This is a genomic window from Phyllobacterium lublinensis (genome assembly GCF_020164435.1).
Lineage (GTDB): Bacteria > Pseudomonadota > Alphaproteobacteria > Rhizobiales > Rhizobiaceae > Phyllobacterium > Phyllobacterium lublinensis.
Window position 1 is genome coordinate 16339 of record NZ_JAIUDQ010000004.1, and the last position, 20317, is coordinate 36655.

Annotated in this window: 21 protein-coding genes; 12 read left to right on the forward strand and 9 right to left on the reverse strand. The window is 58.1% G+C overall.

Annotated features, from left to right (window positions below):
• Positions 1–6: 6 nt before the first annotated feature.
• Positions 7–804, forward strand: coding sequence for an ATP-binding cassette domain-containing protein (locus K9U38_RS06480; RefSeq protein ID WP_224493533.1), 798 nt, complete (start codon positions 7–9; stop codon positions 802–804).
• Positions 805–902: 98 nt separating this feature from the next.
• On the opposite strand, the gene fsa is transcribed toward K9U38_RS06480, so the two are convergent.
• Positions 903–1556 (reverse strand): fructose-6-phosphate aldolase, encoded by a 654-nt coding sequence (fsa, locus tag K9U38_RS06485; protein WP_224493534.1) that lies wholly within the window; start codon positions 1554–1556, stop codon positions 903–905.
• A 121-nt stretch (positions 1557–1677) separates the two neighbouring features.
• Here fsa and K9U38_RS06490 point away from each other — a divergent pair, with 121 nt between their 5' ends.
• From K9U38_RS06490 to K9U38_RS06520, 7 genes are all read left to right on the forward strand, one after another.
• Positions 1678–3861: a primosomal protein N' gene (locus tag K9U38_RS06490; RefSeq protein ID WP_224493535.1), complete on the forward strand. Its 2184-nt coding sequence runs from the start codon at positions 1678–1680 to the stop codon at positions 3859–3861.
• A gap of 143 nt (positions 3862–4004) precedes the next feature.
• Positions 4005–4394 (forward strand): AGROH133_08824 family phage infection protein, encoded by a 390-nt coding sequence (locus tag K9U38_RS06495; RefSeq protein WP_224493536.1) that lies wholly within the window; start codon positions 4005–4007, stop codon positions 4392–4394.
• A 245-nt stretch (positions 4395–4639) separates the two neighbouring features.
• Positions 4640–5200 carry a F0F1 ATP synthase subunit delta gene (locus K9U38_RS06500; protein WP_224493537.1) on the forward strand — a complete coding sequence of 187 codons (561 nt, stop codon included), beginning with the start codon at positions 4640–4642 and terminating at the stop codon, positions 5198–5200.
• Positions 5200–6729 carry a F0F1 ATP synthase subunit alpha gene (gene atpA, locus K9U38_RS06505; RefSeq protein WP_224493538.1) on the forward strand — a complete coding sequence of 510 codons (1530 nt, stop codon included), beginning with the start codon at positions 5200–5202 and terminating at the stop codon, positions 6727–6729. The genes K9U38_RS06500 and atpA overlap by 1 nt, the downstream gene beginning before the upstream one ends.
• Positions 6730–6751: 22 nt before the next feature.
• Complete coding sequence (locus tag K9U38_RS06510) at positions 6752–7630, forward strand: F0F1 ATP synthase subunit gamma (protein ID WP_224493539.1); 879 nt, start codon at positions 6752–6754, stop codon at positions 7628–7630.
• Between the two features lie 18 nt (positions 7631–7648).
• Positions 7649–9259, forward strand: coding sequence for a F0F1 ATP synthase subunit beta (atpD, locus tag K9U38_RS06515; protein WP_224493540.1), 1611 nt, complete (start codon positions 7649–7651; stop codon positions 9257–9259).
• A 134-nt stretch (positions 9260–9393) separates the two neighbouring features.
• Positions 9394–9801: a F0F1 ATP synthase subunit epsilon gene (locus K9U38_RS06520; protein ID WP_224493541.1), complete on the forward strand. Its 408-nt coding sequence runs from the start codon at positions 9394–9396 to the stop codon at positions 9799–9801.
• Between the two features lie 134 nt (positions 9802–9935).
• On the opposite strand, the gene K9U38_RS06525 is transcribed toward K9U38_RS06520, so the two are convergent.
• From K9U38_RS06525 to K9U38_RS06540, 4 genes are all read right to left on the reverse strand, one after another.
• On the reverse strand, positions 9936–10451 hold the full coding sequence (locus K9U38_RS06525) for an RNA pyrophosphohydrolase (protein ID WP_224493542.1): 516 nt from the start codon (positions 10449–10451) through the stop codon (positions 9936–9938).
• 28 nt (positions 10452–10479) lie between these two features.
• Complete coding sequence (locus K9U38_RS06530; protein WP_224493543.1) at positions 10480–11616, reverse strand: divergent polysaccharide deacetylase family protein; 1137 nt, start codon at positions 11614–11616, stop codon at positions 10480–10482.
• A 102-nt stretch (positions 11617–11718) separates the two neighbouring features.
• Entirely contained in the window at positions 11719–13044 is a 1326-nt protein-coding gene (locus K9U38_RS06535; protein ID WP_224493544.1) for a S41 family peptidase, read from the reverse strand.
• The gene (locus K9U38_RS06540; protein WP_224493545.1) at positions 13034–14407 is read right to left on the reverse strand and encodes a murein hydrolase activator EnvC family protein; all 1374 of its coding nucleotides are present in this window, start codon (positions 14405–14407) and stop codon (positions 13034–13036) included. The genes K9U38_RS06535 and K9U38_RS06540 overlap by 11 nt, the downstream gene beginning before the upstream one ends.
• A gap of 248 nt (positions 14408–14655) precedes the next feature.
• On the opposite strand from K9U38_RS06540, the gene K9U38_RS06545 reads away from it, so the two are divergent.
• A complete protein-coding gene (locus tag K9U38_RS06545; RefSeq protein ID WP_224493546.1) occupies positions 14656–15375 on the forward strand; it encodes a glycosyltransferase family 2 protein in 720 nt (239 codons plus the stop codon).
• On the opposite strand, the gene K9U38_RS06550 is transcribed toward K9U38_RS06545, so the two are convergent.
• The 3 genes from K9U38_RS06550 to K9U38_RS06560 all read right to left on the reverse strand — a co-directional run bounded on the left by K9U38_RS06550 (position 15317) and on the right by K9U38_RS06560 (position 17974).
• Positions 15317–16804, reverse strand: a complete 1488-nt coding sequence (locus K9U38_RS06550; RefSeq protein WP_224493547.1) for an ArnT family glycosyltransferase — start codon at positions 16802–16804, stop codon at positions 15317–15319. The genes K9U38_RS06545 and K9U38_RS06550 overlap by 59 nt on opposite strands.
• Positions 16805–16935: 131 nt before the next feature.
• On the reverse strand, positions 16936–17100 hold the full coding sequence (locus K9U38_RS06555; protein WP_027231091.1) for a DUF1328 domain-containing protein: 165 nt from the start codon (positions 17098–17100) through the stop codon (positions 16936–16938).
• Between the two features lie 79 nt (positions 17101–17179).
• On the reverse strand, positions 17180–17974 hold the full coding sequence (locus K9U38_RS06560) for a response regulator (RefSeq protein WP_224493548.1): 795 nt from the start codon (positions 17972–17974) through the stop codon (positions 17180–17182).
• 184 nt (positions 17975–18158) lie between these two features.
• Here K9U38_RS06560 and K9U38_RS06565 point away from each other — a divergent pair, with 184 nt between their 5' ends.
• The gene (locus tag K9U38_RS06565) at positions 18159–18359 is read left to right on the forward strand and encodes a NepR family anti-sigma factor (protein WP_224493549.1); all 201 of its coding nucleotides are present in this window, start codon (positions 18159–18161) and stop codon (positions 18357–18359) included.
• A 12-nt stretch (positions 18360–18371) separates the two neighbouring features.
• The gene (locus tag K9U38_RS06570; RefSeq protein WP_224493550.1) at positions 18372–18923 is read left to right on the forward strand and encodes an RNA polymerase sigma factor; all 552 of its coding nucleotides are present in this window, start codon (positions 18372–18374) and stop codon (positions 18921–18923) included.
• On the opposite strand, the gene K9U38_RS06575 is transcribed toward K9U38_RS06570, so the two are convergent.
• The gene (locus tag K9U38_RS06575; protein WP_224493551.1) at positions 18906–19304 is read right to left on the reverse strand and encodes a response regulator; all 399 of its coding nucleotides are present in this window, start codon (positions 19302–19304) and stop codon (positions 18906–18908) included. The genes K9U38_RS06570 and K9U38_RS06575 overlap by 18 nt on opposite strands.
• Before the next feature lie 160 nt (positions 19305–19464).
• Here K9U38_RS06575 and K9U38_RS06580 point away from each other — a divergent pair, with 160 nt between their 5' ends.
• Complete coding sequence (locus tag K9U38_RS06580; protein WP_224493552.1) at positions 19465–20220, forward strand: Crp/Fnr family transcriptional regulator; 756 nt, start codon at positions 19465–19467, stop codon at positions 20218–20220.
• Positions 20221–20317 lie beyond the last annotated feature (97 nt).

Genomic DNA, 20317 nt, shown 5'->3' on the forward strand with positions numbered 1-20317 from the left:
ATCAAGATGACCGCAGCGACCATCACAGCCCGTCAGTCCTTTGCCGCTCCGTCTGCGCGTGCCTATGCGACCCGTCCCGCAGGCACGCTTGCTTTTTCCTTTCGCAACGTTGCGAAGCAGTTTGGCGGAAAGGCCGTTCTGCAGGGCATCAATCTCGATGTTCACGAGGGGCAGTTCATCGCTGTGATCGGCAAGAGCGGCTGCGGCAAGAGCACGCTCTTGCGCCTGCTGGCAGGGCTCGACAAACCCACTTCCGGCGAACTCGTGCACGGATCGGGTTCGCATGATGACAAACGGACACGCATCATGTTTCAGGAGCCGCGGCTTCTGCCATGGGCGCGTGTTTCAAGAAATGTCGAAATTGGCCTTACCGGGATCGAGAAAGGCGAGGCTGCAAGAAAGAAGGGGCTCGATATCCTGGCGGAAGTCGGCCTCGCCGATCGTGGCGGCGAATGGCCATCCGTGCTTTCGGGAGGCCAGCGGCAGCGGGTGGCGCTGGCGCGCGCCCTCATCGGCCATCCCTCGATTCTGGCGCTGGACGAGCCCTTAGGTGCGCTCGATGCGCTGACGCGGATCGAAATGCAACAGCTTCTGGAGCGGATCTGGATTGCGAAGAAATTCACTGCGGTGCTGGTTACGCATGACGTCGCCGAGGCAGTGGCACTTGCCGACCGCGTTGTCGTCATCGATGGCGGCAGGATCGCGCTTGATCTCGAGATTCCGGTGGAGCGTCCACGTCGCCATGCGTCGCCGGAGCTCGCTTTCTTTGAGCGCCAGATATTGGATAAACTATACAATCGGTGAATTGCTTCAACGCTGCTTTTCGTTACGCGCTTCGCTCTCCATCATCCTCGAGCTTGACCCGAGGATGACGAAGAGGTAGGTGGCTTTAAGCCAAAAAATCAGGCGATCGACTGGCCGGTCTTCGCCCAGTCGGCGAGGAATGTTTCAAGGCCCTTGTCGGTCAGCGGGTGCTTGACAAGCGCCTTCAAAGTCGCCGGCGGCACCGTTACGACGTCTGCGCCGATCAATGCGGCCTGCTTGACATGGTTGACCGTACGAATCGAGGCGGCAAGGATCTCCGTCTGGTAATCGTAATTGTCATAGATGGTACGGATTTCCGAGATCAGTTCCATGCCATCGATGCCGATATCGTCGATACGGCCAACAAATGGCGAGATGAATGTTGCGCCGGCCTTGGCAGCAAGAAGTGCCTGATTGGCGGAGAAGCAAAGCGTGACGTTCACAAGGTGACCATCGGAGCGCAGCGCCTTGCAGGCCTTGAGGCCATCGAACGTCAACGGCACCTTGATGCAGATATTGTCGGCGATTTTGGCAAGAACCGCGGCTTCCTTCATCATGGCTTCATATTCGGTCGCCGTGACTTCGGCGGAAACAGGTCCCTTGACGACCGAGCAGATTTCCTTGGTGACTTCGATGATGCTGCCGCCCGACTTCAGGATCAGTGACGGATTGGTGGTTACGCCATCGAGCAATCCGAGATCGTTGAGCTCACGGATTTCCTTTACGTCGGCAGTATCGACAAAGAATTTCATCGGTGCAGTCCTTCCTGACATGACAGATGGCCCGGTGTAATCCAAGGCCCGGTAGCGGAGATGGGATTTCTCCGGAAAGTGGCTTTTCTTTATCCCAAAGCCACGGCAAGGTCACGCCTATATGAGCCAGGATTCGTTCATCCCGCAAAAAATAGTTCCCGTGCTTGTGCCGATGCCGGCCGAGCGGCCGTATAGCTATGCCGTGCCCGAAGGAATGGCGGTGCAGGCCGGCTCGATCGTGCGGGTGCCCTTGGGTCCCAGAGAGGTGGCGGGGATCGTCACGGACGGTTCGACCGACTCGGTGGATTCGAAAAAGTTGCGGCCGATTTCGGAACTCTTCGATTGCCCTCCAGTCGATGGCGACATGATGCGCTTCATGCGCTGGGCCGCCGAATATACGATCTCGCCACCGGGGATGGTGGCGCGCATGGTCTTGCGCGTTCCGGCGGCGTTCGATCCGGAGCCGCCAGTGCCCGGTCTGAGGTTTGCCGGACATGAGCCTGACCGGATGACGGGCGCACGCGCCCGTGTGTTGGAATTGGCGCAGGACGGCATGGCCTGGACCCGGACAGGGCTTGCCCACGCAGCGGGCGTTTCGGCGACGGTGGTCGACGGGCTCGTATCACAGGGCGTTTTGGAACAGGTGATGATCCCGCCGCGCCCCGTCGTGGCAGCGCCGGACGTAAACTATGCCAAGGCTGCCCTTTCCGATGAGCAGGGGGAAGCGGCGGCCCGTCTTGTGGATGCGGTTTCTGTCGACGCGTTCTCGGTTTCGCTCCTTGACGGAGTCACCGGCTCCGGCAAGACGGAAGTCTACTTCGAGGCAGTAGCCCGAGCGATCGAGCGGGGCAAGCAGGTCCTCATCCTGTTGCCTGAGATCGCGTTGACGCAGCAATTCCTCGATCGCTTCCACGACCGGTTCGGTTCGAAGCCTGGTGAGTGGCACTCCGATATGGCACCACGCATGCGCGAAAGAGTATGGCGGCAGGTCATGGAAGGTCAGATCAGGGTTGTCGCGGGAGCACGATCGGCATTGTTCCTGCCATTTCAGAACCTTGGCCTGATCGTTGTCGATGAGGAACATGATCCGGCCTACAAACAGGAGGACCGGGTCTACTACAATGCACGGGACATGGCCGTGGTCCGCGGGCACATCGGCAATTTTCCGGTGGTACTCGCCTCGGCCACGCCATCGATAGAAAGCCAGGTCAATGCTCAGCAGGGTCGCTACAATCGTATCAGGCTGAGCGGCCGCTATGCCGACGCGGCAATGCCCGATCTCAAAACCATCGACATGCGCCGGTCGCCACCTCGCCCGGGCGGTTTTCTGTCGCCGGCGCTGGTGGAGGCTGTCAACCAAGCGTTGAATCGACAAGAGCAGGCGCTGTTGTTTCTCAACCGTCGTGGCTATGCGCCATTGACACTATGCCGGGTATGCGGCCACCGGTTCCAATGTCCGGACTGTTCGAGCTGGCTCGTCGAGCACCGGTTTCGCGGCCAGCTGGTCTGCCACCAATGTGGCCACCACGAAGCGCGGCCGGAGGCGTGCCCGTCATGCGGTACGCTGGACCATCTCGTCGCCTGCGGACCAGGCGTGGAGCGAATTGCAGAAGAGGCCGAGAAGACATTTCCCGATGCGCGCATCATCGTGCTGTCTTCCGACCTGATGGGTGTCAAGCGCCTGCGGCTCGAACTGGATGCGATTGCACGGGGCGAAGCCGATATCGTCATCGGCACGCAGCTGGTCGCCAAGGGACACAACTTCCCCAATATGACGCTTGTTGGCGTCGTCGATGCGGATCTTGGACTCGCCAATGGCGATCCGCGCGCGGCCGAGCGAACATTCCAGTTGCTGAGCCAGGTCACGGGGCGTGCGGGGCGCACCGGCAAGAAGAGTCTCGGCCTCCTTCAAACTTACCAGCCGGACCATCCGGTGATGCGGGCGATCATTTCGGGCGATGCGCAGGCCTTCTACGAGCGAGAGATCGAGGAACGCGAGCGCTCCGGCCTGCCCCCGTTCGGCAGGCTCGGCTCGCTGATCATTTCGGCCGCGACTCGGATTGAGGCGGAGAACCATGCGCGGGCATTGCGTCGTGCGGCCCCAACCTCGCCGCAGATCAGCGTGCTGGGGCCAGCAGAGGCACCTCTGGCGCTCGTCCGGGGACGACACCGCTTCCGGCTTCTGGTCCACGGCACACGCAAGGCCGATATACAGGGTTTCATCTGCGCCATGCTGGCCGCCGGACCAAAAGAAAGGGGATCAGTTCGTGTACAGGTTGATATCGATCCGCAAAGCTTTCTATAAAAACAACAAAATTCGCCATGGCGGGCTGCAAATGGCGTTTTCCGGTGCTCCGGTGCTCGAAAGCCACCATTCCCGCCACACCATGACGACTATTGGGCCGGCGTTACGCAAGCACGATTAGGTATTCTCAGGGAGATACGGAAATGGAACTTTACTGGCCGGCAAGCACAGGCGAGTGGATGGCGTGGCTCTCGGCAGCAGTCACAGTCCTCTTTGGACTGGTGCTGTTCTTTGCGCCGCGTGTCGCCCTGAGGATCCTCCGGCTTCAGACCAAGCCGGAGAGGCCAGAGGCCCTATCCGAAATCCGCGGCACATTTGCCGGTTTCTATCTGGGGCTCGGCCTCAGCGCATTGATTTTCGCGCAGCCGTTCCTGTGGATCGCGCTCGGCGTGTCCTGGGGCTTCACCGTCTTCGGACGGCTTATCTCCATGATGTCCGACCGCGGCAACACACTTTACAACTGGGTCTCCGTAATCATCGAAGTTGCGCTGGCCGCGGGTCCATTGTTGTTTGCATTCGGCTTTGTTGCCTAGGTAATCCGCGATTACTGGAATCCGTCAGTCATAATTATCCGGAGCTGCGGCGATTGTGCCGCCTGTTTTCGCGGATTCGCGTGTTGCGAGTCCTGTCTTCCTATGCTAGACGGCAATCAAATCTCGTCGGAGGCGGCTTCAGGGTTGTGTCCAGACGGTTAAAAAAATCAATAATGCCAAAGATTTGACCGAAAATTCCTTCCGGTTTCCTGATTTTTGGCTCCAACGCAGAGAGCTTGTCGTTCGTGGCAGAAACTTCGTCGCTCATATCCGGTGTTGCCCAGCGTTATGCGGGTTCGTTGTTCGACCTCGCATTGGAGGCGAAATCGCTCGCTGAGGTTGAAAAGAATCTCGGCGCGTTCGAGGCTCTCGTCAATGGCAGTGCCGATCTGAAGCGGCTGATCGGTAGCCCGGTCTTCTCGTCGGACGATCAGGTCAAGGCGATATCCGCCATCCTCAAGAAGGCCAAGATCGGCGGCCTCGTCGGCAATTTCCTGCGCGTCGTCGCGCAGAACCGTCGCCTGTTTTCCGTACCGGCCATGATCCAGTCATTCCGCCAGATCGCCGCGAACCATCGCGGTGAGGTTACTGCAGACGTTACTTCCGCGCATGGCCTCACGGCCGCGCAGGAAACAGAATTGAAGGCCACGCTGAAAAGTGTTGCCGGCAAGGACGTGACAATCAATGTCACCGTTGATCCGTCGATCCTTGGAGGTCTCATCGTCAAGTTGGGGTCCCGCCAGATCGACACTTCACTTCGCACAAAACTTTCTTCGCTTAAGCTTGTACTGAAAGAGGTCGGCTGATGGACATCCGCGCCGCGGAAATTTCCGCAATCCTGAAAGAGCAAATCAAGAATTTCGGCCAGGAGGCAGAAGTCTCCGAAGTCGGCCAGGTTCTGTCCGTCGGTGACGGTATCGCTCGCGTATATGGTCTGGACAATGTTCAGGCCGGTGAAATGGTCGAATTCCCGGGTGGTACCCGTGGCATGGCCCTGAACCTTGAAAGCGACAACGTCGGCGTTGTTATTTTCGGTTCGGACCGTGACATCAAGGAAGGTGATACGGTCAAGCGCACTGGCGCGATCGTGGACGTCCCGGTCGGCAAGGAATTGCTCGGCCGCGTCGTCGACGCGCTCGGCAACCCGATCGATGGCAAGGGTCCGATCAAGGCAACGCAGCGCTCGCGCGTTGACGTCAAGGCGCCTGGCATCATCCCGCGCAAGTCGGTCCACGAGCCGATGTCGACCGGCCTCAAGGCGATCGATGCGCTGATCCCGGTTGGCCGCGGCCAGCGCGAGCTGGTCATCGGCGACCGCCAGACCGGCAAGACCGCGATTATTCTCGATACGTTCCTCAATCAGAAGCCGGCTCACGATGCTGGAAACGAAGGCGACAAGCTGTATTGCGTGTATGTCGCCATCGGCCAGAAGCGCTCGACGGTTGCCCAGTTCGTCAAGATCCTTGAAGAGCGCGGCGCCCTCGAATATTCGATCGTCATCGCCGCTACGGCTTCCGACCCGGCGCCGATGCAGTATATTGCTCCGTTCTCTGCTTGCGCGATGGGCGAGTACTTCCGTGACAACGGCATGCACGCCCTGATCGGTTACGACGATTTGTCCAAGCAGGCTGTAGCCTACCGCCAGATGTCGCTGCTGCTGCGACGCCCGCCAGGCCGCGAAGCTTATCCAGGCGACGTTTTCTACCTGCATTCACGCCTTCTCGAGCGCTCTGCAAAGCTCAACGACGACAATGGCGCCGGTTCGCTGACGGCACTGCCGGTCATCGAAACGCAGGCAAACGACGTTTCGGCCTATATTCCGACCAACGTGATCTCGATCACCGACGGACAGATCTTCCTCGAAACCAACCTGTTCTACCAGGGTATCCGTCCGGCAGTGAACGTCGGTCTGTCAGTTTCCCGCGTTGGATCTGCTGCTCAGATCAAGGCCATGAAGCAGGTTGCAGGCTCGATCAAGGGTGAACTGGCGCAGTACCGCGAAATGGCGGCCTTCGCTCAGTTCGGTTCCGATCTCGATGCCTCGACGCAGCGTCTGCTCAATCGTGGCGCGCGCCTGACGGAGCTCTTGAAGCAGCCGCAGTTCTCGCCGCTCAAGACGGAAGAGCAGGTTGCGGTGATCTTCGCCGGCGTCAACGGCTATCTCGACAAGCTGGCAGTCAATCAGGTCAGCAAGTTCGAGCATGGTCTGCTCACGTGGCTGCGCACCGAGAACAAGGACGTTCTCGACGCGATCGCCAAGGAAAAGCAGCTCAGCGACGACATCAAGGGCAAGCTCAAGGCTGCAGTCGACGCCTTTGCCAAGTCTTTCGCTTGAAACTCACTGACGGGATGAACGGATGCCTTCGTTAAAGGATCTGAGAAACCGGATCGCCTCGGTCAAGGCGACGCAGAAAATCACGAAGGCGATGCAGATGGTCGCCGCGGCGAAGCTGCGTCGTGCGCAGGAAGCCGCGGAAGCCGCGCGCCCCTATTCGCAGCGCATGGCGGCCGTGCTGGCCAACATCGCTTCCAATGTGGATGGTGATGATGCGCCCGTGCTGATGAGCGGAACCGGCAAGGACGACGTGCATCTGCTCGTGGTCTGCACGTCCGAGCGCGGCCTTTGCGGTGGATTCAACGCGCAGATCGCACGTCTGGCCCGGGAACATGCCCGCCGGCTGCTCGCAGACGGCAAGACCGTGAAGATCATCACCGTCGGCAAGAAGGGTGCGGACATTCTGCGCCGTGACCTCGGCAGGCACATTATCGACCATGTCGATCTGCGTGACGTCAAGCAGCTTGGTTTCGTGAATGCCGACCAGATCGGCCACAAGATCATTGCACTCTTCAATGAAGGCGCGTTTGACGTTGCAACGCTGTTCTATTCGGAATTCAAGTCCGTGATTGCGCAGATACCGACTGCACAGCAGCTGATCCCGGCCAATTCCATCGGCGACGCCGAACCGGAAAGCGCAGGCGATGCTGTTTACGAATATGAGCCGGATCCGGCATCCATCCTGGGTGATCTGATCCCGCGCAATATTTCCGTCCAGGTTTTCCGCGCTCTCCTTGAAAATGCGGCATCGGAACAAGGTGCGCGAATGTCCGCTATGGACAACGCCACCCGCAACGCCGGTGACATGATCAACAAGCTGACAATGTCGTACAACCGCCAGCGTCAGGCCCAGATCACAAAAGAACTGATCGAAATCATTTCGGGCGCGGAAGCGCTCTAATCGCGAAGGTAAGGATCGATGGCAAAAGCAGCGACCCCGAAAACACCCGCAGCCGCGAAAGCAGCTGCACCCAAGGCAGCGGCCGCCAAGACGGCAGCCGTCAAGGCGGAAGCCGCTGCCAAGCCCGCAGCAAAAGCTGCAGCTCCAAAGGCAACCGCCAAGGCTCCGGCAGCGAAGGCTGCAGCACCGAAGGCAGCGCTCAAGGCGACCGGAGTCGCTGGTCGCGTCAGCCAGGTCATCGGCGCCGTTGTCGACGTTGCCTTCGATGGTGGAGTACTACCGCAGATTCTGAACGCGCTGGAAACCGACAATCTCGGCAACCGTCTTGTTCTTGAAGTTGCACAGCATCTCGGTGAAAACACCGTCCGCACGATCGCCATGGACTCGACTGAAGGTCTCGTGCGCGGTCAGGCCGTCTACGATACAGGGTCGCCCATCCTGGTCCCGGTTGGCGAGGAAACACTCGGCCGCATCATGAACGTTATCGGTGAGCCGGTTGACGAAGCAGGTCCGATCAAGACCAAGCTGACCCGCGCCATCCACCAGCCCGCCCCGGAATATGTCGAGCAGTCGACGGAAGCCCAGATCCTTGTTACCGGCATCAAGGTCGTCGACCTTCTCGCGCCTTATGCACGTGGCGGTAAGATCGGCCTGTTCGGCGGTGCCGGCGTCGGCAAGACAGTTCTGATCATGGAACTGATCAACAACGTCGCAAAGGCGCATGGTGGTTATTCGGTATTTGCCGGCGTGGGTGAGCGTACCCGTGAAGGCAACGACCTTTATCACGAAATGATCGAATCCGGCGTGAACAAGGCAGGCGGCGGCGAAGGGTCGAAAGCTGCTCTCGTTTACGGTCAGATGAACGAGCCGCCAGGCGCCCGCGCGCGTGTTGCCCTGTCCGGTCTTACGGTAGCCGAGCACTTCCGCGACCAGGGTCAGGACGTTCTGTTCTTCGTGGACAATATCTTCCGCTTTACGCAGGCAGGTTCCGAAGTGTCGGCTCTGCTCGGCCGTATTCCATCCGCTGTGGGTTATCAGCCGACGCTGGCGACCGACATGGGTGCGATGCAGGAACGCATCACCACGACGCACAAGGGTTCCATCACGTCCGTGCAGGCCATCTATGTTCCCGCCGACGACTTGACCGACCCTGCGCCCGCGACATCCTTCGCGCACCTTGACGCGACGACGGTTCTTAACCGCGCCATCTCCGAGAAGGGTATTTATCCGGCTGTGGATCCGCTCGACTCGACATCGCGCATGCTTGATCCGCTGATCGTCGGTGACGAACACTACCAGACCGCGCGTCAGGTCCAGTCGATCCTGCAGCGCTACAAGTCGCTTCAGGACATTATTGCCATCCTCGGCATGGACGAGCTTTCGGAAGAAGACAAGATTGCGGTCGCTCGCGCCCGCAAGATCGAACGCTTCCTGTCGCAGCCGTTCTTCGTTGCTGAAATCTTCACCGGTTCGCCGGGCAAGCTGGTTGATCTGGCCGACACCATTAAGGGCTTCAAGGGCCTTTGCAATGGTGACTACGATCACCTGCCGGAAGCGGCATTCTACATGGTCGGCTCGATTGACGAAGCGATCGAAAAGGCCCAGCGTCTGGCAGCCGAGGCGGCCTGATAGCAAGGTAGACGATGGCGGGCTTCGACGGCCCGCCTTGTCAACTTAGGTTTATGCAACCCCGACGGAAAACCGTTTTGCAATTTTCCTGGGGTTGCCTTTAGGTTCATAACCTTCAGGATTGAGTGAATATCATGGCAGAAGCCTTCCAGTTCGAACTCGTGTCGCCAGAGCGCCTGCTCCTATCGGAACAGGTCATTGAAGTCGTGGTTCCGGGCACGGAAGGCTACATGACGGTCATGGCGCACCATGCGCCGCTTATGGCTACGGTCAAGCCGGGCGTTGTTACGGTCAAACTGGCCGATGGCAAGCCTGACAGCTATGTCGTATTTGGCGGCTTTGTCGACATCACACCGGATGGCTGCACGCTCCTGGCAGAATCGGCGGTCCACGTCACGGATATAAAGGCTGATGAGCTGCAACGCCGTATTCAAGACGCCAAGGAAGATTTCGAAGATGCGACGACGCGCGAAGATCGGGCCAAGGCCGAGGATCTTCTCGGTCAGCTGACCACGCTTGAAGAAGCCATCAAGGCGGCGTAGTTCGAGATCACGTCCATTTGTTGAAAGCGGGCCTGCGGGCCCGTTTTTTTATGAAGGCTGTGTCAACCGGTCAGGCATTAGCCGCCCCGTTGCTGCCGCGCATCAACACTCCCGGCAACGCAGCAACGACTGAGTTAGTCGGCTAAGTTTTTGAAAGTGGCGACCACCTCTTCGTACACCGTGCGCTTGAATGGCACGATCAGGTCCGGCAACTGGGCCATCGGTTTCCATTCCCACCGGTCGAACTCCGGCGTGTGGCCACCGGGCGGCGGGTTGATCGCGATCTCACTTTCGTCACCCTCGAAGCGATAGGCGAACCATTTCTGGGTCTGACCGCGATATTTGCCCTTGAGTGCAATGCCAACCAGATGAGAGGGGAGGTCGTAGTTGATCCAGTTCGGCGCCTCAGCCAGCAGCGTGACGCTTTTCATGCCGGTTTCTTCATAGAGTTCGCGCAAGCTTGCGGGTTCAGGATCTTCGCCCTTGTCAATTCCGCCCTGTGGCATCTGCCAGAGTTGAGTCTGACCATCCATTTCGTCATTCGCTATGACGATCCGGTGGCCGGCCCAGACCAGACCTTGCCTGTTGAGGACCATGATGCCGACGCAAGGGCGATAGGGCAGGGATAGCGGATCAACGGGTTTTTTCATGTATCTCTTGTTCCAGCGCGCTTGCGTGCTAGCGCCTTTCCGGATCTCGCACAAGCGCTGAGATGGGAACGATTTCGATGCCTCGCGTCTTGGCCTCGTTGGCCCATGACGTGACGGCTTCAACCGTGACCTCGAATGCCGATCCGGTCGCGACGGCCGTGCCCTTTGCGCGGGCAATCCGTTCGACCTCGTCAAGCTTCTTCAAGATGCTGCCACGCTCCTGAGAAGCATCGATAAGCACATCAGCCGCGGCGAAGGGGGCTCCTTGCTCGGCGGCAACGGCATCGGCCTGACTGCGCGCGGATGTGCCGTCATCAAGATATAGCAGGCCCCGTTGGGCAATATCCTTCATGACGGGAGTCATTGCTGCAGGTTCCGCTGTAAAGCGCGCGCCCATGTAGTTCATCACGCCCGTGTAGTTGGTGATGCGACCCATGGTCTTGTGAAGGTTTTCAACAATGGCCTGTGGCGATGTATCGACGGTAAGCGTGTTGCGGCCAGGATTGACACGCGGATAGTCGAACGGCTCCAAAGGGATCTGCATCAGGATCTCGTGCCCATCCTGTCGGGCTGCCTGCATCCAGCGGCCGAGACTGTTACCTTCAGGTGAGAACGCCAGCGTGATTTCCCCAGGGAGTACCCGAATGGCCTGTTGCGTACCGGTCTGGGACAGCCCGAGCCCGCCAATCACGATGGCGATGCGGGCACCCCGCGCTCCGGACCACGGCCTGGCATAGACATCGAGAGGCCGACGGCCATCCGGGGTGATGATGGGAAGCTGCCCTTGGGGCGTATCTTCGAGCATGTCCCGCTCGGGAATATGCGCGGTCCGGGGATCCTGCATGCGCTTTGTGGGATCGCCGACGACGATGACCTTGGCTCCGCCCGCAGGGCTGATGACCTTGCCCGCGCCGCTTCCGCTATCGGCTTGTGCGGTCGCCGGCTTGGCCGGTTTGGATGGCGCAGCGGCCTCCGCTATCTGTGGTTTCGGCGGCTCAGGCGCCGGGCGGCGAAACCCCTGATGGCTCGTGAAGGTGATCAGCGATGCAAGCCCGACAATGCCAACAACGGCAGCCGAAGGCAGCAGCCACCGGATGGTTTTCCTGTCAGATTTTCCTGGCCGTTTGCTGTTTTGTCCCAGCGGCCGGTTGAGATCGACGTTCACGCGTTTTGGCCGGAGAGAGAAGAGAGGAAGGCGGCACAGTGGCCGATGGATCGGAAAAAAGGGATCAGACCTGGTTCAAGAAGTCCGATCCCATTTGGCATGTCAGTTAGGCACACCCTTTTTCGGGTCTGGCGGGAAAGCCGCGTTGGCCTGCTCGCCGCGCAGAAGCTTCAGAGCCTGTATGAGCTGCAGGTCATCCTTCGGATCCGGTGGGACATAGGCGATTGAACCCGAACCTTCCGCATCCTCCTGAGCGCCCTTGATATGGCCCTTCAGGTCGGATTCACCGCGAGTGACGTCCTGACCCTTCAGTTCATCGGGCAGCGGTTGCTCGACGGCGATGTCGGGTACGATGCCCTTGCCCTGGATGGACTTGCCAGCTGGGGTGTAATAGAGCGCCGTTGTCAGGCGCAGAGCACCGTTTTCGCCGAGCGGGATGATCGTCTGTACGGAGCCCTTGCCGAAGGAACGAGTGCCCAGCACCGTTGCACGGCGATGATCCTGAAGCGCACCGGCAACAATTTCGGAAGCGCTGGCCGAGCCGCCATTGATCATGACGATGAGCGGCTTGCCGTTGGTCAGGTCACCGGCGCGTGCATCAAAACGCGTGATGTCCTGCGGGTCACGTCCGCGTGTCGACACGACCTCGCCCTTGTCGAGGAAGGCATCGGAAACCGCGACGGCCTGGTCAAGCAATCCGCCTGGATTGAGACGCAGATCGAGGACAAAGCCTTTCAGCTTGTCGTTGGGAACCTTGCTTTCAATATCCTTGATAGCCTTCTGCAGGTCATCGAATGTCTGTTCGGTAAACGAGATCACGCGGACATAGCCGACATCGTTCTCGACGCGGTACTTCACTGCCTTGACCTTGACGACATCACGCACGATCGTCAGCTTGATCGGCTTGTCGGCACCCTGACGAATGAGGGTGAGCTCGATGGGCGTATTAACCTCGCCGCGCATCTTGTCGACGGCATCGGTCAGGGTCATCCCGCGAACCTCTGTACCATCGATCTGCGAAATATAATCGCCAGCGAGCACGCCCGCCTTGGACGCCGGGGTGTCTTCAATCGGAGCGATGACCTTGACCAGCTCGTTTTCCATGGTCACTTCGATGCCAAGGCCGCCAAACTCGCCCTTGGTCTGGACCCGCATGTCCTGCGCCTGTTCCGCATTCATGTAGGATGAGTGCGGGTCAAGCGAGGTCAGCATGCCGTTGATGGCGCTTTCGACAAGCTTCTTGTCATCCGGAGGCGTGACATACTGGCCGCGGACCCGTTCGAAAATATCACCAAAAATTGATAGCTGTTTATAGGTGTCAGTTCCCGCCGCTTCGGCAGCGGTTGTGGGCAGAGCCCCCTGAACAACGACCATTGCCGTCGCACCCATCAGCGCTCCAGCCATGAGAAGCGTTAGCCTACGTATCATTTGCGGTCCTTCCAGCAAGCCGATCCGCCCACCAAGGAGCGGGATTAATAGGTTTTGTATCCTTTCGGAACTCAATGTAAAGCACTGGAGCTCCATTTCCCATCGGAACGGGTGCGGTACTGGCAATAAGTTGCTCGTTCATCACACCGACCGGCTCTCCCGCCAAGACAAACTGATGCTGGGAGACGTTGATTTTTTTCATTCCCGCCAGAACGACATGATATCCGTTCCCGGCATCCAGGATCAAGAGCTGTCCATAGGACCGGAATGCGCCAGCATAAAGGACAACAGCGTCTACTGGCGAAGTAATTGTCGCACCTGCGGGCGTTTCGAGCGTATCGCCCTGAACGGCGCCGCCCAGGCCATCCTCGTCGCCGAAGTGCTTGACGAGTTTGCCCGCCGCCGGCATCGAGAGATGGCCTCGCAGCGAGGCAAAATTGACCTGCGCAGACAGCCGGTTCTGGTTGGCGGCAAAATCCTCGGCGCGCTGCTGGCTTGCGGCCAGCTTCTGCTGCTCCTGGGCGCTTGCTGCTTCGGCTGCCCGCTGGACTTCCTGCATGTCCTTTTCCATGGCGGCTATCAGGTCTCGCAGGGAAGTGGCCCTTCTTGCGAGGTCCTCGGCACGCTGTTGTTCGGCCTGCCTTGTCGCCTCTGAGGTCGTTTGAAGCTTCTGCTTCTCGGTCAAAAGAAGATCGAGGCGCTTCTTTTCCTCTGCCTGGCTGGAAAGCGTCGCGGTCAGGCGGCTCTGTTCCTCAGAGATCGACGTTCTCACGCGGCTCAGCTCCTCCAGATCCGCAATCAGCACTTCCGTTTGCTGACGCATCTCGGGGACGACAGCACCGAGCAAAACTGCGCTTCGCACAGAAGCAAGAGCGTCATCCGGACGGACCAGGAGTGCCGGCGGCGGGTTCAAGCCCATACGCTGGAGCGCAGCGAGGACTTCGGCGAGGGCGCCGCGCCGCTCTTTCAAGGAATTCTTGATCCCGTCTTCCTGCTCACGCAGGCCGGTCAGCCGTTCGCTGAAGCCCGCTATGTCTTCGCTAAGCTTCTTTTCGGTCTTGGCGGACTGGATAAGAGCGGCCGTAATTGTCGTCTGGTCCTTCTTTAGCGCTGCGATGTCGCCGTCGAGCTTGGCTACCCGTTCCGATGACAGGGATATCTGGCCAGTCAGTTGTTCAAGTTCCTGGAGCGTCCGGGCACGCCTGGCATCGAGGGATTCCGGTCCCGGTTGGGCGGCGGCGGGCACGGATGTATCCTGCGCAAGGACAGGAACATTCGAGACGGACATCAGCGCGAGCGCAAGGGCACATGCAACTGCGCGCTTCACGGTATGCTGGGATGCCTTGGTTGCCTCAAATTTCATTGCCCGTCCGGAACGTCATCATGGTCTTATCCCGACTTTAGGAAGACTTCGATTGATGAAGTATTAACCATAAACCGGTCCCGTCGAAAGCCATGGCATTTTTGTATTGATCGGCGTGGCGGAATTGCGGCGCGCCCCGAACCTTGCTTAAATTTAATGTCCACCTATGTTCTGGACCTATATGTCAATACAGTCGGCCCAAGGCACGAATTCGCGTGCGATTGTCCGGCCCACAATGGTTTCAATATATGACTGATCTGACCATCGTAATTCCTGTCCACAATGAATCCGGCAATATCGGAGCCCTGGTCAGGGAGATCAATTCAGTCCTTAACGATGGGCCGGTCTATGAAATTCTTATCGTTGACGACGGGTCTGCGGATAACTCGGCCAGCGAGGCGATGGATGCCGGGAATAATGTGCGCGTCCTGCGCCATAAACAGCGAACAGGCAAATCGAGAGCACTCGTCAGCGGTTTTCAGGCGGCGAACGGGAAATGGATCGCAACGCTGGACGGTGACGGTCAGAACGATCCAGCGGACATTCTCCGGCTGTGGCCACGCATTCAAAGCTCGGCGCCGGCGCTTTTTGCCGGGATCCGAAAACGGCGCAATGACGGTGTCGTCAAACTCGCCACGTCGAAGCTGGCGAACTTCGTTCGCAGGCGGCTGCTCAAGGATGACTGCAGGGATGCTGCCTGCGGTTTCAAAATCCTGCCCGCCGCTTTCGCCCGAACGCTTCCCTACTTTGACAATATGCACCGGTTTCTTCCCGCCTTGTCGCGGCGCGCCGGCTTGACTGTTATCGAGGTGGAAGTGGAAGACCGCCCGCGAGGCGCTGGGGTCTCGAAATACGGCTTCTTCGATCGCGCCGCGGTGGCGTTCCTGGACACTATCGGTGTCTTCTGGCTCATCCGCCGCTATTCGGATCCGGTAGCGGTAACCGAGATGAATAACGCTGAAAGCTGAAGGTCTGTAGTTCGCCGCTTACGTTTCTGGTTGGTGCTGAAACGCGTGTCTGCGGTCCAACAGGCATCGCATCCACGGGAAGACGTGCCAGCGCGCTGTCGCTCGGAGCCTCCTTGCCGTGCCAGACCAGGACGATATCGTCGGCGGTACCCTGTTCCGGGGGCCAGTGGAGAATCACGGCGACATTCGCGGCATCATCCTGGCGGTTGGAAACAATTCTCGCTGGCGCGGGATTCTGGGCGCGAATGGCGGCGCCAACGGCATCGAAGGGAAGTGTGAAGCGTTCCGAACCGAAAAGCGCAAGCGATGCCATCGCAATTGGTGCAAGCACATAGAGCGTTGCCGAGAACGCCAACACATTGCGTGCGCCAAGCACCTGGGGCAGATAAAGCGCAACCAGAATCGCGGTGGGGGCTAGAACCGGTGCCATGTAGCGCTCGGCAACTGAGTGGAAGTCGGCTGCAAACACCAGTGCGGCGAACGCTCCGAGGCCAATGAACACCGTGCGCAGCAGCAACTTCCGGACATCGGGGTCGCCGTCGGGAAGCGGACGTGGATGGTCGCGCAGCCGTCCGATCAGAAAGACAATGACAGCCGGACCTGACCAGAGGAATGTCGAGATCAGCAGGCTGAACAGCCCGTCCACGCCAATATGGGGCAGATCGATCGCTTCCAGATAACCAATGGCGTTGCTGAGCTTCACCATTCGGCCGGTGGTGGCTGCCAGCGGGGCATTCAGGGAAGCAATCGCGACGGGCGTCAGCGCAGCAACCAGGATTGCGACAGAGAGCCAGAGCGACCGGCGAAACAATTGTTGACGTATGGGCGGGATGGTCCATGCCGCAATCATGAAACTGACCTGAAAAATGAAGAAATTATACTTGGCCAAGGCCCCTACCGCAGCCCAGAAGCCAAACCATGCATAGGCTCTAATGCCCGTACCGCCGCGCATAAGGGCGAAGGCATGCACAAGACCAACGGATGCAACAATGACCAGAATGGTGTGAGCGGTCGTCTGGATGGTCATCCAGACGATTTGCGGCAGCAGCGCGGAGGCCGTCAAGGCCAGAATGCTGGCGCGATCACCGCCAAGCCGGCGTGCCGCGTCGAAACACAGCCAATGATACAGGCCGAGCAGTGATAGCCGTATCAGGGCCACAGCGGGTACCCAATGCCACGCTGTCGCCTCCAGCGCCAGGCGCACCAGCCAGTTGTATAGCGGGGGATGCGAATTGCCGTAGTTCCAGGCAAACCCTACTTCACCGACAAATTGTGCCTCGTCGATCTCCAGGAAAGGCGAGAGGCCAAGACGCAGGGCAAAAAGAACGGAGATATAAACGAAGATCGCCAGAGGCGCTCGCCTTGCGAAGTAGGACCAATTGATTGCTGGGCCGTCAAGTGCGGCAAAGTTCAAGTTTCGCCAAAGCACTTTGGGCCTCGCCGTTTCTGTGCCCGGTGACTACTACGGAAATGCGGAATGGCGCAATCCTGCGTTCGTCTGGCATATGAACAAATGAAACCGCCGGCAATGGGCCGGCGGTTTCAAGTTAGCGTCGTTGGTCACGCGCGCCGGATTATGCTGGCGATAAGTGAAATCAGCAGTAGCGCGAGGAATACATAGAATATGATCTGAGCAATGCCCGCTGACGCTCCAGCGATACCACCAAATCCCAAGGCGCCCGCCACCAGTGCAATGATCAGAAAAATCACAGCGTAATAAAGCATTTATCATCTCCCTGTTTGGTCCCATTCGTAACGGATGGAACGCAGTTTTGTTCCAACACCAACGGGAAGACGCCGGCTGTTACGCCTTGGCCTTGCTGCTTTCCTTGAAGAAAAGTGCCTGTGTGATGAGAGCCTTGACCATGTCCGGGTTGAAGGGTTTTGTGACGAGGAACGTCGGCTCAGGCCGCTCGCCCGTCAGCAGACGCTCGGGGAATGCAGTGATGAAGATGACGGGTACCGCATCCTGACTGAGAATATTGTTGACCGCATCTATGCCTGAACTGCCATCTGCCAACTGGATATCTGCAAGGATCATGCTCGGCCGGGTGGCGGAATAGAGCTTCAGCGCTTCGTTGCGGGTACGGGCAATGCCGACAACCCGATGTCCCAGACTTTCAACCATGTGCTCGATATCCATGGCAATCAGCGGCTCGTCCTCGATGATCAGGATATCGGTGGCTATCTGTCGGGAAATGCCGACGGATGCTTCATCAAGAAGCTCGAAGAGTTCTTTTTCCGAAACGTCGAGAATTTCCATCGTCTCGGCCTGGCTGAACCCTTCAAGACTGATAAGCAAGAAGGCCTGACGAGCCTTGGGAGCGATGGCCGTCAAATTAGCGGCGGCATGCTTTTCCCAGCCAAACTCCGATTTTAGCTCCAGCGGACGGACGTTGACCGAGTTGAAGTGCTGAATCAACAACTTGTAAATGCTCACCCGGTCCGAACCACCTTCCGGGAAAAGAGAGACATCCGTTATCAGGATTTCCAGCGTCGCCGCCACATAGGCGTCGCCTGAGGACTGAGAGCCGGTGATGGCGCGGGCAAAGCGACGAAGATAGGGCAAGTGTGGAGCTATCCGGGTGGATAATGACATTATGGCAAGTTCCCTGTTTCGGGTGGGTAAGAGACAACGCGAGCGTTCCATCCAGAAACACATTCGCAAAAAAAAAGTTCCGCGTAACGGAACTTTTCCTTCTGTGAGGTATTTTCTTGATTAATGTGCGCAAAAAATTGATTTCAGTTCCAAACGCAGCGGCCAAACCAGCAAAGACTAGATGATGAATACAAAAAAAAGTTCCATTGCCGCCCTTGAGAAAGGGCGGGTCCGTCGCCGCGATATTAAAAACGCGGAGACAGAAATTGGTTTGAAGCTGCGCGCACTTTATGCATCCGTACAGGAGGAGGAAATCCCGGCTCGTTTTCTGGATCTATTAGAGAAGCTCGATGAAGCTGAACGCAATGCACAGCCATCCAATTAAACAGGCCGCTGAATGGTACATGAATCTAGTGATTTCAAGAAAAGCCTGATTGCGTCCCTGCCCAAGCTGAGGGCATTCGCTGTTTCACTGGTTGGCAATCCTGATCGTGCGGACGACCTTGTCCAGGATACGATCATGAAAGCCTGGGCCAAACAAGATTCGTTTGAGCCTGGCACCAATATCAAGGCTTGGCTGTTTACGATTCTGCGCAACGAGTTTTACAGCCAGATGCGCAAGCGCGGACGCGAAGTCCAGGATTCGGACGGCGTGTTTACGGAGCAGCTGTCGGTCCATCCATCCCAATATGGTGCGCTTGATCTCCAGGATTTCCGAAAGGCGCTCGACAAACTCCCCGACGACCAGCGTGAAGCCATCATTCTGGTTGGAGCATCCGGGTTCTCCTACGAAGAGGCGGCCGAAATTTGCGGATGTGCTGTAGGAACAATCAAGAGCAGGGTCAGTCGTGCCAGAACGCGGCTGCAAGAACTGCTGAATGTCCAGGGCGAGGTCGACTACGGCCCGGATTCGATTGCAACGCAGGTAACATCAAACAAGTTTGCATAAGGGCGCGCCGCCCTGACCCGCATCAAGAACAGACTCCACTGCCTTGACAATCTGGCTCTTTCCATAGGGCTTCAACACGACAGGCGTATCCGGAAATCCTTCAATGCCGTTTCGCTGCTGGTCATAGGCCGTGGAAAATATGACAGGGACGCCACGCTGCAACAAAAGTGAAGCCACCGAAAGCGACGATTTGCCATGCGCCTCCACTTCAAGAATCGCAATGTCGAGTTCTGTCTCGCCAGTGGCCAGGGCCGTCAACTCGTCTATCGTCGTCACAAGATGAACGGATTTCGACCCGCACTCCATGGCGATCCGTTCCAGTTCCAGTCCAATCAGATACTCATCCTCAAGGACCACTAACCGCAAGCCGGTCATATCCATGGTTCATTGCTCCAGGGGTCGTACTGTCACGACCCGAGACGCAGATATGCACATAAGTCACCGGCTGCGCATTTAACTATGACATACCAAAGTCGAAGAAATCTGGAGTAAATCTCAAGCGACATGCTAGCGTGCTGCCATGATTAACCGAGCAGCCAAGATGAAACCAAAAACGGCTTCGGCAGCACGACAGTATCCGTGTGAGAAATGTCCTTTGCAGCGATTTCCGCACTTTCAGGTGCACGACAAGGAAGAGATCAGTTTCCTATCCGAATTCAAGACAGGAGAACTTGTCGCCGATGCCGGCACGACCGTGCTGGTGGAGGGTGCCAACAGCGCCCACCTGTTCACGGTACTCTCTGGTTGGGGTTTTCGTTACAAGACCCTGGATGATGGCCGGCGGCAGATCCTCAACTATGTTTTGCCCGGCGACCTCATCGGTTTGCAGGGATCGGTAATGAAGGAGATGCAGCATTCGATTGAAGCATTGTCGCCGATGATCCTTTGTGTTTTCCAGCGTGACAAACTGCCGAATCTGTTCCGGAGTTTTCCAAATCTCGCCTATGACATCACCTGGCTTGCCTCCCGTGAGGAGCAGATGCTGGACGAAATCCTCTTGAGCATAGGGCGGCGTACCGCGCTGGAGCGGGCGGCCTATCTTTTCGCTTTCATTTTTCAGCGCGCCAAATCGGTGGACATGGTGAAGAACGGCAAACTGACCGTGCCCGTTACGCAGCAACACGTGGCAGACACGCTTGGCCTGTCCGTCGTTCACACCAACAAGACATTGCGGAAACTTGCCAGCCGTGGAGCGCTTCGCTGGCTGGACCGCGGCTGCGACGTGCTTGATGAACAGATGCTGATGGAAATATCCGGATGGCAGGGCTTAAGTACTGCACCACGACCCTATATCTAGCCGCACGTGAGTCGTTGCAAATAGTGTTGCGGCAAAATAATTCTTGCTGTCGATGCGCGCAAATTTCTGGGCACGACCACTAATCAACGATTGGGAG